Here is a 16,931-nt window from a genome sequence, read left to right on the forward strand (position 1 = left end):
CAAAATGAATATATTTTTTTAAAAATATTCAATAGGAGCCATTTTGCAAAGTGGTGAAATTCCTGCATTTCCAAAATATATCATTTAAAATGAAAAAAAACATATATATTTTCAATAAAATAATTATTAATAGACGACATGGGAGGAAAGATTTTGAATAAAAAACTATTGCTAATAACCGCATTATTATTTTTAATAAGCATTAGTGCAGTTAGTGCACAAGACATTAATCAGACTGACGATAACCTAGACAGTTCTGATTCCGATATTCTCTCCACAGGTGAACCCAAATCATACAGTAATTTGCTAAATGACATTACCACAGGTTCCCCAAGCGGATTGAATATCCAATCTGACTATAAATTCAACAACCAAACCGATGGAAATTTTAAAAAAGGAATCGATTTGACTGTCGCAGACGACAGCACATACACTATTGAAGGAAATAATCATGTAATTGATGCAAATAAACAGGCAGGTATTTTTAAATTTACAAATGGTACTGTATATATAAATAACCTTAAATTAATTAACAGTGATATGTCCGCAATTGTATTGAACAACTGCGCATTGCATACAACCAATGTAACCTTTGAAAATAATTACGATTCTAGCGAAGGCAGTGCAATATATGCATCCGGCAGCGATTACTATAGTGCCAATGATAAATTTGTAAACAATTATGCTAAAAACGGTGCTTCAATATTTGGATTTCGCAGCATAATTGATATCGACAAATCCACATTTATAAACAATAAAGAAATTGACTGGGGTTTAATTTATGCATATAACTCCATCACAACTGTAAAAAATGTGGTTTTTGCAAATATGACTTCAAAATATGCTACAGCAATATTCTGTGAAAATAACAAACTCACTGTTTACAATACAGCATTCATTAATCTATTTGCAAAAAATACCGCCGGAGCAATTGGACTTAAAAATACATCTTCCGTAATCATTGACCACTGCAGTTTTATCAATTCATCCTCAAGCAAAAACGGCGGAGCAGTTTATGCAGACCTTAATGGAGGCCAATATGCCCCAATGAATGAAGTAACCGTGACATATTCATTATTTGAAAACTGCTCTTCGCAATTCGGTGGCGCTTATCTGCAATTAGGAGGGAAAACAACCATTGTTGATTCTGGATTAATAAGTAATGTGGCTGAATACAACGGAGGAGCCATATACCTCTCAAATACAACCGCATTAATAGGCAACTCAAAAATCAACAACAACAAAGCAAATCTTTTCTATGGCGGAGCAGTATTCATTGATGACAGTGAAAGCACAGTGGCTTCATGCGATATTGTAAATAATGCTGCAGGAATTTCAGGCAGCGGAATTTACCTATATTCCAGTGGATATGAAATCAAAAACACTTACTTTGCAAAAAATAACGGCAATGTCATTGCAAGTTATTTCGACAGAAAAGGATCCTATTTAAAAAATAATGACTTGGGCGGTGGAAAAGCATTATTAAATCAGACCGAATACACTTCAGTAATTGACTATGCCGGCAAAAAAATCATCTTAAATCCAACTACTGTTAACGAAACTGCAAAAAGTTCCAGATTTGATTTACGTGATTATAACCTAACCGGTGTTGTAAAAGACCAAGGGTCCACAGGTTCATGCTGGGCATTTGCCGCAACTGGCGCACTTGAATCTGCATTTTTAAAAGCAACCGGGATCCTATTGGATCTATCTGAAAACAATGTTAAAAATTCTGCATTGCATTATGGAACTTATGGTACCGACGATAATTATGAAGGAGGATACTCAACTTCTGGAATGGGTCTTTTCTTAGCATGGTTAGGAACCCTGTCCGTTGATTACGATAGCTATGATGAACTTGGAAAAATAACTTTAACTGCAATCGCTGAAGATTCATACCACATCCAGGATGCAATCATAATACCTAAACGTGCAAATTCTCTTGACAATGACAATTTAAAAGAAGCATTAATAAAATATGGTGGATTGACCGTTCATGTCTATGGCGCAATAGCGAATAATGACTACTACAATAAAGTAACCCATGCCCAATATTATAATGGCAAACAACCCGGAAATCACTTCATCACATTGGTCGGTTGGGATGATAATTATTCTAAAGATAATTTCATCATAAAACCCAAAGGAAATGGCGCTTGGATTTGCAAAAACAGCTGGGGAAGTGATTGGGGTGAAAACGGATACTACTATATATCATATTATGACACCGCCTTTGCAATGACCTCTCCCTCTGTCGGTTATATCATAAACAACACAGAATCCTATGAAAGGTCATACCAATATGACATTGGCGATTTAGGCAGATACCATCAGGATAAAAATGGAGAAGAGATATATATAAATAATACATACACTGCATTCAATGACGAATTAATATCCTCAATTGGAACATACTTCAATACAGCTAATGAAAACTACACCATAACCATTTATGTCGACGGCAAAGCGGTTTACAGTCAAAGTGGAGCATCCACTCATGGCGGATTTGAAACAATCAAACTAGATAAAAAAATAGCAGTTAATTATGGCCATGAATTTTCAGCTGAAATAAAGGAAAGGTCAGTGCCTCTGCTTGAAGACACTAGACTCCATTTCGAAAATGGAAGAAGTTTTGTTTACCATTCTGACAACACCATAGAAGATTTGGCATCATTGGGCATGACAGCATGTATTAAGGTATATACTTTCACAAACGAAAATCCTGAAAAAACCAAAAATCAATATTATGCAAAAAACAATAAGGTGAAAGTAAAATCAAATGCAAACGGTAAAAAGATCAGCATTGTAAAAAACAATAAGGTTTTAGGCACTGCAACTGTAAAGGATGGTGAAGCAGAATTTGATTTAACTTTGGATTCAGGAGCTTATAGCCTCATTACATATTATGATGAGGATGATGAACTCGTGGAACTCTTTGAAATAATAAGCACCATTGAAGTTGACGATTCAATAACCGTGGGCTATAATGCAAAAACCACAATAGAAGTCGAATTTGTAGACGAGAATGGTGTTGAACTATTTGACACAAATATAACCTACAAATTAGATGGCAAAAACTACACCGGAACTATTGAAGGCAACGATGGAATTCTATACATAGATTTAGTTAATTTATCCATTGGAAACCATGTTTTAGTTTTAGAAAATCCGGAAAGCCTGGAAGAAACCACTACAACAATCAATGTTGTTTCAAGGTTCAGCGGAAATTCCAATGTAGACATGTATTATGGTGATGGATCAAGCTTTAAAGTTCGCGTATATGGAGATGATGGAAATCCTGTAGGCGCTAATGAAATTGTAACTATTAAACTCAATAAAGTAACATATAAAGTTAAAACAAATGCCAACGGTTATGCAACATTAACCATACCTGACACTGTCAAACCAGGCAATTATGCATTAACTGCAACTTATGCCGGCCAGACCATCAAAAACACAGTTAAGGTAAAGCAAAACTTAAATCTCGCAAAAGTTACAGTCAAAAAATCCGCTGAAAAATTAGTTATCAAGGCCACTTTGAAAAACGGAAAGACCCCTATCAAATACAAAAAGCTAACATTTAAATTCAATGGCAAAACATACACCGCAAAGACCGACAAAACAGGTATTGCAAAAATAACCATTAAGAATTCCGTTCTTAAGAAACTCAAAGTGGGCAAAAACGTACAATACCAAGTAACTTACCTTAAAAACACTGTTAAGCAAAGCGTGAAAGTTAAAAAATAATTTAACTTTCATTTTTTTATTTTTTAAAATCTATTTTTTCGCTGAACTATAATACACCACAACCGATTACTATTTAGTAATCCGGACAATCTTTAAATTCCTTTTAACAATCAATAATCGATTTTGATTAAAAAAATTCATATCAAGAAAACTGAAATTAGTACATTATGCTTTAAATCAAGCATATGGGACTTAGAAAAATAGTGTAAATCATATAACCACTATCAAATTTTAAAAAGAATGGATTAGTAATTTTGTAGAAAACTCTTCAACTATCAAATAATGAGGGCTTACTGAAAGTAAATGATATCAAAAACATTTCCTAAAACAATTCAAAAAAAAAAAGTAATGAAAGTCCCGCCAGTTAAAGGCGAGAAGTTCATTTATGTGAAATATACAATTTTGCTTTCTTTTTGGTAATAGTTTAAAACGGTATTTGAAATTTTAACTGCGGCATTTAATCCTTTAGAGATTACATGATTAACGCCGGCAACCATAAATTTAGTTGCTATTTTAAATGGGATACTATATGCTGCGCCACCAAATGAGGCTACTTTCAAACCATTAGAAATACCCTTTAAAACACCGTTCCAAAAGAGACTAGGATTCTGATATTCTGAGGTATAAACAGCTCCCAGAATAGTACCTAACCCGCCACCAATTCCAACACTGGCCAATGTTGCCAATAAACCAGCAGCAGGAACACCCGCTACTGCCAAACCATATCCAACATTTGCTGTAATTATCATGGTAGCTATTAGAACACCACTTTCAATTAAATCCATTTTCCATGAAGCAAGTGGGTGTTGTTCAATATAACTATGATCCGGTCCAGAAATGATAATATCATCAACACAGCCATCTTTGTTGTAGATGTCTACATTTTTTGATGCATGGTATCCCCAGTTAGCTGAAAATGTGGACATGAGAATCACCGCATTTCCAGAAGTGTAAATTGCTCCACCATATTTTGCATAATTGTTGGTAAATGTGGAGTTGGATACTGTCAACATGCCTTTATTTACAATGGCACCACCATAATCTGCCTTAAATTTATAGTCTGCCTTATTTTTATTGAAAATGGAATTTATAACTTGCAATTTACCTGAATTCTCGATAGCAATGTTGAATCCTTCTATAGTCAATCCATTTATTCTGACATTACCCCTGGAAGCAACAGTCAAGAACTGGGTTGTGTCATCATCATGAGGATTTTGAACAAATACCTTTGAACCTTCACCGTTGATTAATAATAATCCGTAATCCGCCTTGAATAGGCTTTGGGAATTAGGAATCACACCGTATTCTCCTTTGACAAAGGTAATGTTAATGATATCATATTTGGTATTTCCGTTGACAATTTTTGAAGCTTTCATCAAGGATGCAAGATTGTCCACAACAATATTATAAACAGTATCGTTGAGGCTTTTCCTAACCACATACATTCCTCCCTTTTCAGTATTTATTGTAGATGAGGAATATCCTTTACTGTTAACCAATTTGACAACAGCCAAATTCTGAATATCCAAATCATTTCTATTATTGTTTTTCCATACCAAGTTGGATTTGATTACATTTCCTATAAACTGACAATTGGAAAATAGGGCATTGGATGATATTCCAAAACCGTAATATGCACCGCCTTGATTGGCGCCGTTGTTTTTAAATATGCAATCGGAACATAACACAGTACCATAGTTTCTTATTGCACCACCATAATCGCCGTCCTTTATTATATGATGATTTACATTGTCTGTAAATGTACAGTTTATAGCTATGAATGTCCCATAATTCTCAATAGCAGTGTTGAAGCCTGATAAGGTTAGGTTTATCAGTGTCAAAGAACCGTATTTAGGAATGTATGCGAAATGATAATCGTCGTTGACATCGTTTCCAGTCATTTTTATTGTAGCTCCGTTACCGTTAATTACTACCGGTTTGGAATTGACATCTATAAAGCTACGCGGGTGCACTACACCTACTGCGCCTTCAACGGTTCTTGAACGCCAGTCTTGTGAATCCCTATATTTTTTAAGGTCATTAGCAGTTATAACATATTCTCCTTTGTCGAGAGTTATGTTGAATGAAGTAATATTGTTAAAACTGTCAATCCATTCGGTGGCATCCTGCAATCCAGTCATATTAGTGACATATAAATTCTTAGTCATATTATGGGTTAAAGTGTACACATTCCTTATACTTAATGATGCATTGTTATCAATGTAGCCGTTGTATTTAATATGATTGTATGCCTCCCAGGAGGTATCATAGACAACAACCATACTTTTTTCCACGGCACGGACAGTATCCGTTTTTGTTTTGAAGCTACATGAGATGAAATTTGTCAAGGAATTGGAATCGGCATACAAAACTCCTCCCCTATTATGTTCAGCATTTCCACCATTTTCATTTCCATTGAAAATACAGTTCTTGAATGTGGCTTTGTTCTTGTTATAAATTACAGACCCTTTAGTTGGAGTGGCCCATTTTTGTGCATCATTTTGTGTGAAAGTCGAATTTTCACAATATACTTCACCATTGCTTGCAAATACTCTGTAGAATTTTTTAAATTCGAGATTGTTTACCATGATGTTTGTATTTGAATCCAAACTGGCGAAATTATGTTTGTAATCGTCTTCAAGTGTTGAGCCTCCACCGTTGATAATAAGAGTACCATGATTCAAATGGACAAGATACTTCCAATCTGAATCTTCCCAGAAATGATCAGATATTTTATATGTGTTCTTTTTAAGATTTATGATGGTAACGTCAACCTTATAATCTTTGCGAGCCATTTTTCTCAAGACATTTGTAAGCTCTTGTGAATTGGAAACCGTCACATTATACAATATGAATGCATCACCGCTAGTCATAATGTATCTGTAGGTATTCTCCCCAATAACACTATAACATGTAGTATTGGAAACTGCTTTAAATGTTTCATTTGAATATACTGGCAACATTGCACCATATGAAGTACCAGTCAATCCTAAATCAATGATAGCATATTTATTGGATACTGTAATATAATCCTTAATGGTCTTGCCATCGTATATTGTCTCTACAGTATGATTTCCAGCAGTCACGTTCAATAGGAAATAAGCATATCCTTCCTCTGAAGTGGTACCGGTAAATGTTTTGCTTCCAACTTTGAATGTTACAGTCTTATTTGCAGAAGCATTTAACTTGATTATGTACGGCTCATTGATGTCAAATAGAAGATTTCTTTTATTTACTGTAATCTTATTTGTGAAAGACTCTCCTGTTACATTGTTTATTGCTTTAACAGTATATTGGCCAGGATCCAGATTTGCATTCAATATTGCCGCACCATAATTGTCTGCAATTTCACGGACATAGTTGGTATTGTTGACATTAAAAGTCACTTTGGTTCCCTTAGGCAAGTATTTACCGTCTTTGTCCTTGAATACTGTGGAGTATAGTTGCTCATCGCCATAAGTCTTTGTTAAATCATAACCGTAAACGCTAATGTATGTAACGTTCATGTCACATGACAGCTTTTGTGAGTTGATTGTGAAATTGAATTTATGGATTCCGGTTTCATCCGGAACATAAATCAAGTCCAATGAGTCTGAATTGATTTTTTTGGTTATGAATGTACCATTTCTGTTTGGTGAAACTTTCAATGTGTTTAAAACATAATATGTAACTGCACCAGTGAATGAAACTTTTATTTTGGTTTCAACTCCACTGTAAACATTTTTATCGACAACTATGGAAACTACAAGAGGTTTTGAATCGTTTTTATCGTCATTGCTTCCAACAGTGTGATATTCTTTTAGCTGATTTTGGATTGAAGCTCCATTAATGCCCCACCAGTTATTTGACACGTCATCATAGTAACCGCTGTTGAATACTGAAACACCTTGTTCGCTAGCTGAATTTTCAATGAATGCGTTGTTTGTCAATTTCAAATGGGCCTTTTTGGAATCAGTATAGAGAACTCCCCCATGTGATCCTCCACCATTCCTTTCGAAGTAATTTCCAGAAAGTGTCATGGTGCATTCATTGTTGACATATATTGCTCCTCCTTGACGGGTCCCGCCATTTTTGACCTGATTTGAGATGAACACTGAATTTTTAATCTCGCTTAAAGTATTTGTATAAATTGCTCCACCATAGTTTTCAGCCCAGTTGTCGGTGAAAGTACAGTTATCTGCTTTAACACTGCCGCAAGAACGCACTGCTCCACCATAACGTTTTTCTTTCCCGCCAGTTGCATAGTTTGATGTGAAAGTACAGTTGTAGAACTCAAGATTTGTTGAACTGCTGTCGGAGTATACTGCTCCACCATCACCTGCATTCGCATGGTTGTTTGTAAATACTGATGAGTAGAATTTCACATCACCGGATTTCTTGTTGATGTAAATTGCACCCCCAAAATCACTGTCTGCATGATTTGCATTAAATATTAGATTGCTGTTAGTGGTACCAATTGTTTCAGTGTAGATTGCACCCCCATGATTATTTGCGGAGTTATTTGTGAATGTGTTTTTTCCGCTGAACTGGATGTAATCAGTTTGAATTGCTCCACCTTTCTTTTTAGCCGTGTTTAGTTCAAATATGGAATTGCCGACATGCATCCATTTGTTTGAGTATATCGCTCCACCATCCCATTCCGCAGAGTTTTGTTTGAATGTTGAATTTTCAATATATATGTGGTTGTCATTATCTACATGGATTGCTCCTCCCTCATATGCGGAATTTTTAATGAATTGTGAATTTTGAATTATTAAATCAGAAGATGAATAAAGTGCACCCCCATGATTTGCAGTATTTTCTCTGAAAGTGGAATTAGTAATGTATGAATCTTTTTTTGCCTTAATGGCACCTCCCATTGTTTGACCACGACTATCTACCTTGTTTGAATTGAATATCGAATTTGAGATGTCAACTGATTTTTCACAGTAAATAGCTCCACCCATAATGCTTCCATAATTATTTTCAAAAACAGAATTCTCAACAACAACATTTCCTTTGGAATATATTGCTCCTCCATATGCTTCTACTTTATTTCCTGTGAACCTACAACCTGTGATAGTTAATGTATCAACTACATTATTATAAATTGCACCACCAAAATTTTTTCCCTGGTTGTTTGTGAAAGTGCAGTTTATAATTGTGTATTTTGCAGAACCTGTAATATATATTGCCGCCCCATTAGCTGAATTTCCATTGGCAAACTTCAAATTCTTTAAAGTGATATCCCCGCTTGATGACTTGAAGAAAGATTTGCTGCAGTCTATTGTGTTTCCATTTCCATTAATAGTCAATGACTTATCAATGGTTATGCGATTTGCTGGAGCGTAACTTTTGTTTAGGGTTACTGTCGAACCTTCTGATGCGGAATTGACAATATTTTGAAGGTCATCGGAAGCGTCTGCCAATATTGTATCTTCGCTCACTCCCAAATTATCAAGCGCATCATTTTCCTGCATTATTTGAGTGCCATTAGTATTTTCAGCACAAACTGTTGAAATTGAACATAAAATAAATAACAACAAACAAACAATCGTTAATTTTCCTTTCATATTAATGACCTCACTTAATAGTTATTATAACATTTTTACTTACACCTTTGTAATATGAGGTAGTTTTAAAAGCAATTTTGGCTGTAAATTTACCTTTTTTATTGAGTTTGGTAATCTTAAAAGTTGCTTTTCCTTTTGAATTGGTTTTTGCAGTGTAAGTTTTTCCTTTTACTTTCAAGCTGACTTTAGCATTTTTAATTACTTTATTCTTGCTGTTTTTCAATGTGACTGTATATTTTTTGGTTTTGAGTGACTTTTTAAATGTTTTCTTTACAGCAACAACTTTTGTCTTTTCCTTATTGATGGTTACCTTAACTGATGTGGAATTTGGATTGTAATTATCTGACAAGGTAACATTCAATGTCTTTGTACCTGCTTTGAGTGATTTCAATTTACTTGCAGTGATTGTTACTGTTGCAACACCGTTTTTATTTGTAGTTACAGTATTAATTTTTTTATTGCTAATGTAAACTGTTACTTGTTCCCCTGAAATGACATTTCCTTTTTGGTCTTTAACAGTAATGCTGTACTTGCCGGCATAATTGATGACAAAGCTTTTTTTATCCGCACTGATTGTTACATTCTTTTTCAACACGACAGCATCATTTTTTGATATTGGAGTGTTGTAGTCAATGCTTTCATAACTCACTTCCACAGTATAGTTTCCGCTGTTCAAATCAGGAACAGTCACTGTTGTCTGATTGCTTGTCAGGTCAACATTATATGTTCTGCCGTTTACCTTAACTGTAACAGTGCCGTTTGTTATATTACCTGGCATTGCAATATTGATTTTCAGGGATTCACCATAGGTGATGATTGGAATATCAACTGAAATGTCAAGGTTTTTTGAAATAAGTTTGCTGTCGCTAGTCACATTTGCTGTTGTGACTTCACCGCCATCTGAGTAAATATTATTGGATCCATCACTGGCCATGTTTTTTGTAAAATCTGTTTTATTTACATTAAGTTCACCTACACCAGATATTGCTCCTCCAGATTCATTTGCAAAGTTATTTGCAAATGTTGAGTTGACGATGCCTCCATCGACCATCGCTACTGCTCCACCGTTATCTGCTTTATTGTTGGTGAATGTTGAATTGCTAAAGTAAGTTTCACTGTCTGAGTATACTGCACCGCCGATTCCTGCGGAATTGCTGTCAAAGGATGAATTGACAATTTCTGCATACTGATCAATCATTATGGCTCCACCGAACTCATTAGCTGAATTATTATTGAATTTTGAGTTAAATACGTACAAATCATCATTCACATCACTATAAATTGCTCCCGCCATGTTTGCACTGTTGTTTGTGAATATTGAATCTTTTACCGTATTATTATCTGATGCCAAATAAAGCGCACCTGCAGTGTCATCAGCAGAATTGAATGTAAAATTGCATGACTCAATCAAATTTGGGTAAGCTGTTGAATAAACCGCACCCCCGTTTAGAGCAGTATTATTTATAAAATCACATTTTGATAAAACAAAGTTCAGCCCATCTGAATAAACCGCACCTCCAATGTCGTCAGCAGAATTAATCTCAAATTTAGATCCGTCCAATTTAACGTCTTTTCCGGTGATGTATGCCGCACCACCGACTTCAGCAGTATTATTGGTAAAAATACAATTGGCTATTGTCCCTTCAAGTCCATACCAGTACAGTCCACCGCCATTTTCAGCAGCATTGTTGATAAAAGTACAATTGATTAAAAAACCATTTATTCCAGTCCAGTCAACAGCACCGCCATTAACTGCGGTGTTGTTGATAAAAGTACAATTTCTTAACTCACCATTGCCACCTATCCATTCAACAAGGTTGTATGAATCGCTCGAGTCCCAATTGACAAATACTATATTCTTTAAAACAACACCCTCGCCATGAACTCTAATAAAAAAAGGAGCACCACTTGAATTTCCATCAATCTTGTGGCCCTGACCATCTAAAATTATTCTTTCAGATACTTCAATGCCCTTACATGTGGTGTTCTGATTGACGATGAGGTCGTTTTCTAGCTTGATAGTTGAATTGGGAGCTGCATTTTGAATTTCACGGTCTAAATCATCAATCGTTTCAATACTCTTTGAAACTTCCAAATCAATTTCTTCATCAATCGCACTGACGTTTTCCATAGCTGCATTATCACTTGCCGACACGTTTGCAAGTGAAATGAAAAAACATAAAAACATCAATATGATTATCACATGTTTGAATTTCATTAAATCTTACCTCATAATTAATATATTTATAGTTATAAATTTTATTAGAATTAAGTGTTTTGTCTGGCTCTTCCAGGGACTTTGTCATTTGTTGTTGGGATTTTATGTTTTTCATCCACCATTTTTTCCGTTGCATATCTGATTAAATACTGCATTTTCAGTCCATTATCGTTTTTTCTCAGCTTTGGCGGTTTTGTGCGGCAGTACATCTCATAATCATTGTCGCTCCAAAATTTACAAAATTCATCAGCTCTTAGAAAATGGCGCCTGATTGATGAAAATACTTATTATGGCCTTAGCCTAAATATATTCTCAATGATGATTTTCCTAATCTTGATTGGTTATTGAATGGAAAGTGGTGCAGTTAGATGGATAAGGGTCTAAAACGAAAAATATTCATGTTTTCGGCATTGATTGGAGCAATGCTTTTTTACCTGATTTTTTTCGGAAGAAAAAATATTGCAGTAGGAGTAATGATTATCATAGCTGCATTCATGAATCTGAATGAGGACCTGTCATATAAGCCAGGCTTATCTTTTGTTAAGGTCTTGGGCTTATTGCTGATTCTTGGAATCGTTTCGTATCTGAACAATCCGATAACAATTGTTGGCTGCATCCTGACTTTTTTGGTAGTTTTTGGAACTACCTTTTCATCATATCACCTGTTTAGAAGCGACGTTTACATGCCGTATCTTTTGTGTTATTTCATCATGTCGGCGAACCCCGTGTCGCTTGAAAACTTGCCCGCAAGGCTCATGGCATTGGCTTGCGGAGCAGCGTTCATCGTCGGCCTAAATATCATCCTCAATAGGAATAAGCACCATAACATATCAAAGGAAACACTGAACAATCTCATCGAAGAGGTGAACAATTCAATTGATTTGAAATTGGAAGGCAAGGATGTTTCCCAAGACAGTTTTAAAATAGCAAAGGAGTTCTATTTATCATTATACCATAGGTTTGAATACAAATACTTCCCAAGTCCAAAACAGCAATCCGTTCTCAATATCGTAAAAGCGTTCCAATCCGTTGGATATATCCTTTCTCGAAGTGACTTATCCAATAAGGAATTGAGACATATCAAAAAAGTCTTCTCCAAAATTAGAGAAGTTAAAATCGAGGAGATATTTGAGGGTATCGAAATTGAGACAAAGGGAATGATGCCCATTTTGCTAAATCTTGAAATCATCGCCAATGAACTGAATAAGGATTTAAGCGATGCGTTTGCAACTCCGAATGAAAAGATAATAACCCAATTATTCAAACCATTCAACAGAAGACAGCTCAACTTCCGTTCAGTCAAATTCGTGTTCGCATTTAAAATGGCAGTGATAATGTTGCTATGGGAAGTATTAACAATGCTTTTCAATTTGCCATTTACAAAATGGCTGTTTTTTGTAACCGTTTCAATGATGGTGCCATATGTTGATGATATGGCATATACCGCTCGAAAACGTATTCAGGCAACATTTTTAGGGATTTTCATTTTTGCAATTATCCTGATTGCCATGCCTTTTATTCCAATATCCAAAAGGGCAGTGATTATTTTTGTCGTATTCATTTGCCTGTTTGTCTTTGTTTGGAAAATTAAGGATAGGCTAATCCGAAATACCACGACAACAGTAATATCCGTAACGACTTCAGTTGCCTACATCAATGCTCCGGATGCCATTCTATTAAAGATATTGTGGGTGATTGTTGGGGTGGCTGCGGTTTCATTGTTCAACTTTAAGTTCCTACCATATTCGGTTGAAAAAGAGACAAGGAACAATTTGGAAAATTGCTATCGCATCAATGAGAAATCAATTGACTTAATCCGGCAAAAATGTCATGGAGGCGATGCCGATGACAAAACAACTCTCTTTGTTTCTGAAAGCATTGTCCGTGAAAACATTCAAGTGAATGATGACAATAGGGAATTGTACAATCTGCAATTCATGATTTCAAATTTATGCAATTTTATCTTATCCTATCTCGACATCAATGGAGATTCCGATGAATTGAACAGTAATCTATTGGATATCATTGATAACGATGCCAATGTCAATGACCATTTGGATTTGAAAGAAAGCGTGGTGGCATGGTCAATGAGATATGCAATGGACATGTTTAAAAAGGAGAGGGAATTGATCTGACAAAATCAGATATGGAGATGATGATGCTTCCGCTTTTTTGATGAAAATGACCTTCTTTGAAATGAATCTTTCCCCATGAAATATTCAAAACAAAAAAAAAATGGAAATGGAAAAAATTAATCCATGCTTTTAACTGATTCGACCATGCGACTTTGTGTAAAAGCGCAGAAGTTTAATTGAATGATTACACATAAAATTTTCAAAACGTAATAACTCATAAAAACTAAATCCATTAATTGCACTCACAAAACAAAATAATTATATATTTGCTTTGATAAACGTTCAATTATCTCAGCAAGGGGGATTTTTAATGGGATTATTTAGAAAAAGTCCAGAAGAAAAAGAAGCTAAAAGAAAAAAAAATTTGAAAAAAATTCAATGGCTTTAGAAAATGAGATTGAGAAGTATTTTAAAAGAGATTATCGTCTAGGAAGTGAGGAGTGGTCTGGTTTTTTTACATTTGATAAAGAAACAAAAAGATTTTATCGTATCATGAAAAATAGGTCCGGGACTAAAGACCATTGGTCATATAAAACTGCAGGAATTAACTATACATATATTTCCACCAGATTATTTTATTCTATTGAATTAGCGGCCCATAATGAAGAATACGAATATCTTGAAAAATTAATGGACCAGACTTTATCACAGCTAAATGATGAATGGCTTAGATTTATGGATTTAAGTTTAGATATAGGCAGGTTCGGTTTACTATCTACTTACATGTTATCTAAACTGGGATACATTGTAAACTTATATTTATTTTTATTAATTGTTATGGAAAAATATGATAAGGTTATTGAAGTGATTTTGGATCTAAACATATCTAAAGGTGTTTTTCAAGGGATTCTAATGGGAGATTATGTTGAAATACTTGAAGAGAATAACCTTTGTTTGGTTGATGATGGAGCGGATGCTAATTACGTTGCTCTCCATTTAAGATACTTTTTAGGATTTGCATTATATAAAAAGGGACGTGTTGATGAAAATATATTTTTAAATGATTATAATGGTGATTTCCAACCAAAAGAAACATCAGTTCCTACACGAAACGATAGGTTTACAGATTACTATTTTCCTAAGGGTAAAGTTGAATTGATAAAACTTGAAGAAATGAAATCTGATGATGTGTCCAGCCTAGCGAATATAATATATTCCATTAATAATTCGAATTAATGTTTATTTAAACCAATTATTAGTTTATGATGTGTTAACTCTATCAAACTGCAGTTTGTAGAGTTTATTCAAAATGCCAGTGGTTATATTGCTACTGTTGAAAGTTTTAGTAAATGTTTTTAATGCTATTATTCCGGACATGATAAAACAGTACCCAACAAATTAAAATAAATATAATCCAATTTCAACAATCAAACAACCCTTATTTACAATATCAACAAAATAATTTAGGAATTCATAAATATAAAGCATCACCGATATGAAAAATCAATGATTAATGGAATTTACCTTTTAGTTACTTTCAGTAAATTTAATCGAAACCTTTAAATAGAAACAAAAAGTAAATAAAATATACTTATCAGAAAAATTCATCAAAGGAGTGTGAAAACTATGGTAGACACAGATGAAATCGAAACTAAAATTTCAGAAAAAAAAGAAAAATTTGATGAAAAGAAGGAAATATTTGATGAAATAAAAGATGAAAAGAAAGAAAAATATGAAGACAAATACGAGGAAACCAAGGAAAAAGGTAAAAACATTGCAGACAATGTAATGAGCGATTTGTCAAGAACCATTGATGAGATCAAGGAAAACCTTAAAAACATGCAGAAAAACGCTGATCAAAAATATCAAGATTACAAAAAATCCACTGTACAATCTCTAGACATTGACTTAATCGAAACCAAGGATTATTACCACATAAGAGCTGCAGTGCCTGGTTCCAGCAAAAAAGAAATTTTGATTGAAGCCGGCGACAATGACATTACCATTGAAACTACCTTCAAGCCTTTCATCGAATCCTTCGATGAAGAAGATGAAGCTGAAGTAATCGTTTCAGGCATCAAAGCCGGAAGATGCGTAAAAACCGTCAGGTTTGAAAACAGCATTGACATTGAAAACATTACTGCAAAATTCCAAAAAGGAATCGTTACAATAAAACTTCCAAAACTAATAATTCCTAGACATAAAGTAACAGTAGAATAGGTTTATAATTTAAAAAACTTATTCTTTTCTCTCTTTTTTTAAAAATAGCTTATTTTAATAAATAATTGAAAAGAGTTTAAAAAAACTCTTAATACCTGACTTTTCCTATGTGCCTTGTTGCGCCAGGGTCTTCCCCGTTGAAGTGTGCAAGATAGTAGACGAACCATTCAAGCGGAATCACAAAGATGAATGGGGACAGCAACTTGTCCACATCAGCATAGTCCTCAAGTGAGTAGATGATTGACTTTGCTTCAAGGTTTTCACAAAAATCAATGGCCTTTTGGGTTATCTCATCGGATTCAAGACCAGACCTTATGATTATGACTGGAACGTCCTTTTCTGCCCTTTCAATGAGACCATGCCTGAATTCGGCTGAATATTCAGGGCAGGCATGCTTGATTGCCCCTTCCATAAGCATTGTCATTGCGAGCTTGTATGCAAGGCCGAAGTTCGGACCACTGCCGAGACAGTAGAAAATGTCCTCATCCTTGTATTTCTCGGCCAGCTGCCTGTTCTCGTCTTCTGTTGTAAGCAATAGCTTTTCAAGCATTTCAGGCATCTCATCCAATTGGGCCAGTAAAACTGACTTGTTCTCATAATCGGATGCCTGGAATAGGATCTTATACAAGCAGCCCATTTGGGTAATGTAGGTCTTTGTGCCTAAAATTGCGGTTTCAGTTTCGCATCTTGTTATTATAGGAGTTTTGGCTTCGGCTATCATTGAGCTTTCAGGCTCGTTTGAGATTGAAACTGTGTGAATCCCGAACTCATTGGCTCTTCTAAGTGAAGCCAATGTATCTGCGGTTTCGCCGGATTGGGATGTGAATATAGCTATAGAGTTTTCTTTTTCCACTAATTTCTTGTTATAGTAAAATTCATAACCTGTGTAGACTTCAATATTGATGTTTGTAGAGGACATTCTTATTGCATCACGGACACTGTAGCATGTGGAAATTGAGCTTCCGCAGCCAATCAAGTAAACCTTGTCAGCGTCAAGCACCAATTGTGAAACCTCATCCAACTTTTTAGCTTCACTTTCAAACGTCTTTTGAAGTGATTCCGGCTGTTCCATCATCTCATCATACATTTTATATTTCATGGCTTAAACTCCTTAAAATT

The 16,931-nt window shown here is 34.8% G+C and carries 8 protein-coding genes; 4 read left to right on the forward strand and 4 right to left on the reverse strand.

Annotation, left to right across the window (positions count from 1 at the left end):
* The first annotated feature begins 153 nt into the window (after nucleotides 1–153).
* Nucleotides 154–3,747 (forward strand): C1 family peptidase, encoded by a 3,594-nt coding sequence (locus IJE64_RS03370; RefSeq protein ID WP_292782009.1) that lies wholly within the window; start codon nucleotides 154–156, stop codon nucleotides 3,745–3,747.
* A gap of 383 nt (nucleotides 3,748–4,130) precedes the next feature.
* Here the strand turns inward: IJE64_RS03370 and IJE64_RS03375 are convergent, their stop codons facing one another.
* The 3 genes from IJE64_RS03375 to IJE64_RS03385 are packed head-to-tail and all read right to left on the reverse strand — an operon-like array spanning nucleotide 4,131 to nucleotide 11,726.
* Nucleotides 4,131–9,299: a right-handed parallel beta-helix repeat-containing protein gene (locus tag IJE64_RS03375; RefSeq protein WP_292782011.1), complete on the reverse strand. Its 5,169-nt coding sequence runs from the start codon at nucleotides 9,297–9,299 to the stop codon at nucleotides 4,131–4,133.
* 10 nt (nucleotides 9,300–9,309) lie between these two features.
* Nucleotides 9,310–11,517, reverse strand: coding sequence for a hypothetical protein (locus tag IJE64_RS03380; RefSeq protein WP_292782013.1), 2,208 nt, complete (start codon nucleotides 11,515–11,517; stop codon nucleotides 9,310–9,312).
* 50 nt (nucleotides 11,518–11,567) lie between these two features.
* Nucleotides 11,568–11,726, reverse strand: a complete 159-nt coding sequence (locus tag IJE64_RS03385; RefSeq protein WP_292782016.1) for a hypothetical protein — start codon at nucleotides 11,724–11,726, stop codon at nucleotides 11,568–11,570.
* A gap of 159 nt (nucleotides 11,727–11,885) precedes the next feature.
* Here IJE64_RS03385 and IJE64_RS03390 point away from each other — a divergent pair, with 159 nt between their 5' ends.
* The 3 genes from IJE64_RS03390 to IJE64_RS03400 all read left to right on the forward strand — a co-directional run bounded on the left by IJE64_RS03390 (nucleotide 11,886) and on the right by IJE64_RS03400 (nucleotide 15,812).
* Nucleotides 11,886–13,652, forward strand: coding sequence for an FUSC family protein (locus tag IJE64_RS03390; protein ID WP_292782019.1), 1,767 nt, complete (start codon nucleotides 11,886–11,888; stop codon nucleotides 13,650–13,652).
* Nucleotides 13,653–14,030: 378 nt separating this feature from the next.
* On the forward strand, nucleotides 14,031–14,828 hold the full coding sequence (locus tag IJE64_RS03395; RefSeq protein WP_292782021.1) for a hypothetical protein: 798 nt from the start codon (nucleotides 14,031–14,033) through the stop codon (nucleotides 14,826–14,828).
* 390 nt (nucleotides 14,829–15,218) lie between these two features.
* On the forward strand, nucleotides 15,219–15,812 hold the full coding sequence (locus IJE64_RS03400) for an Hsp20/alpha crystallin family protein (RefSeq protein ID WP_292782023.1): 594 nt from the start codon (nucleotides 15,219–15,221) through the stop codon (nucleotides 15,810–15,812).
* 88 nt (nucleotides 15,813–15,900) lie between these two features.
* Here IJE64_RS03400 and IJE64_RS03405 read toward each other — a convergent pair whose 3' ends face one another.
* The gene (locus tag IJE64_RS03405) at nucleotides 15,901–16,911 is read right to left on the reverse strand and encodes an SIS domain-containing protein (protein ID WP_292782026.1); all 1,011 of its coding nucleotides are present in this window, start codon (nucleotides 16,909–16,911) and stop codon (nucleotides 15,901–15,903) included.
* Nucleotides 16,912–16,931 lie beyond the last annotated feature (20 nt).

Origin of the sequence: Methanobrevibacter sp. (assembly GCF_017409525.1) — an archaeon.
In the GTDB taxonomy this organism is placed as follows: domain Archaea; phylum Methanobacteriota; class Methanobacteria; order Methanobacteriales; family Methanobacteriaceae; genus Methanocatella.

Bases quoted from the DNA above. Each gene is read 5' to 3' on its own strand.
- IJE64_RS03375 (WP_292782011.1), bottom strand. From the start codon at position 9,299: ATGAAAGGAAAATTAACGATTGTTTGTTTGTTGTTATTTATTTTATGT.
- IJE64_RS03380 (WP_292782013.1), bottom strand. From the start codon at position 11,517: ATGAAATTCAAACATGTGATAATCATATTGATGTTTTTATGTTTTTTC.
- IJE64_RS03385 (WP_292782016.1), bottom strand. From the start codon at position 11,726: ATGTACTGCCGCACAAAACCGCCAAAGCTGAGAAAAAACGATAATGGA.
- IJE64_RS03390 (WP_292782019.1), top strand. From the start codon at position 11,886: ATGGATAAGGGTCTAAAACGAAAAATATTCATGTTTTCGGCATTGATT.
- IJE64_RS03395 (WP_292782021.1), top strand. From the start codon at position 14,031: ATGGCTTTAGAAAATGAGATTGAGAAGTATTTTAAAAGAGATTATCGT.
- IJE64_RS03400 (WP_292782023.1), top strand. From the start codon at position 15,219: ATGGTAGACACAGATGAAATCGAAACTAAAATTTCAGAAAAAAAAGAA.
- IJE64_RS03405 (WP_292782026.1), bottom strand. From the start codon at position 16,911: ATGAAATATAAAATGTATGATGAGATGATGGAACAGCCGGAATCACTT.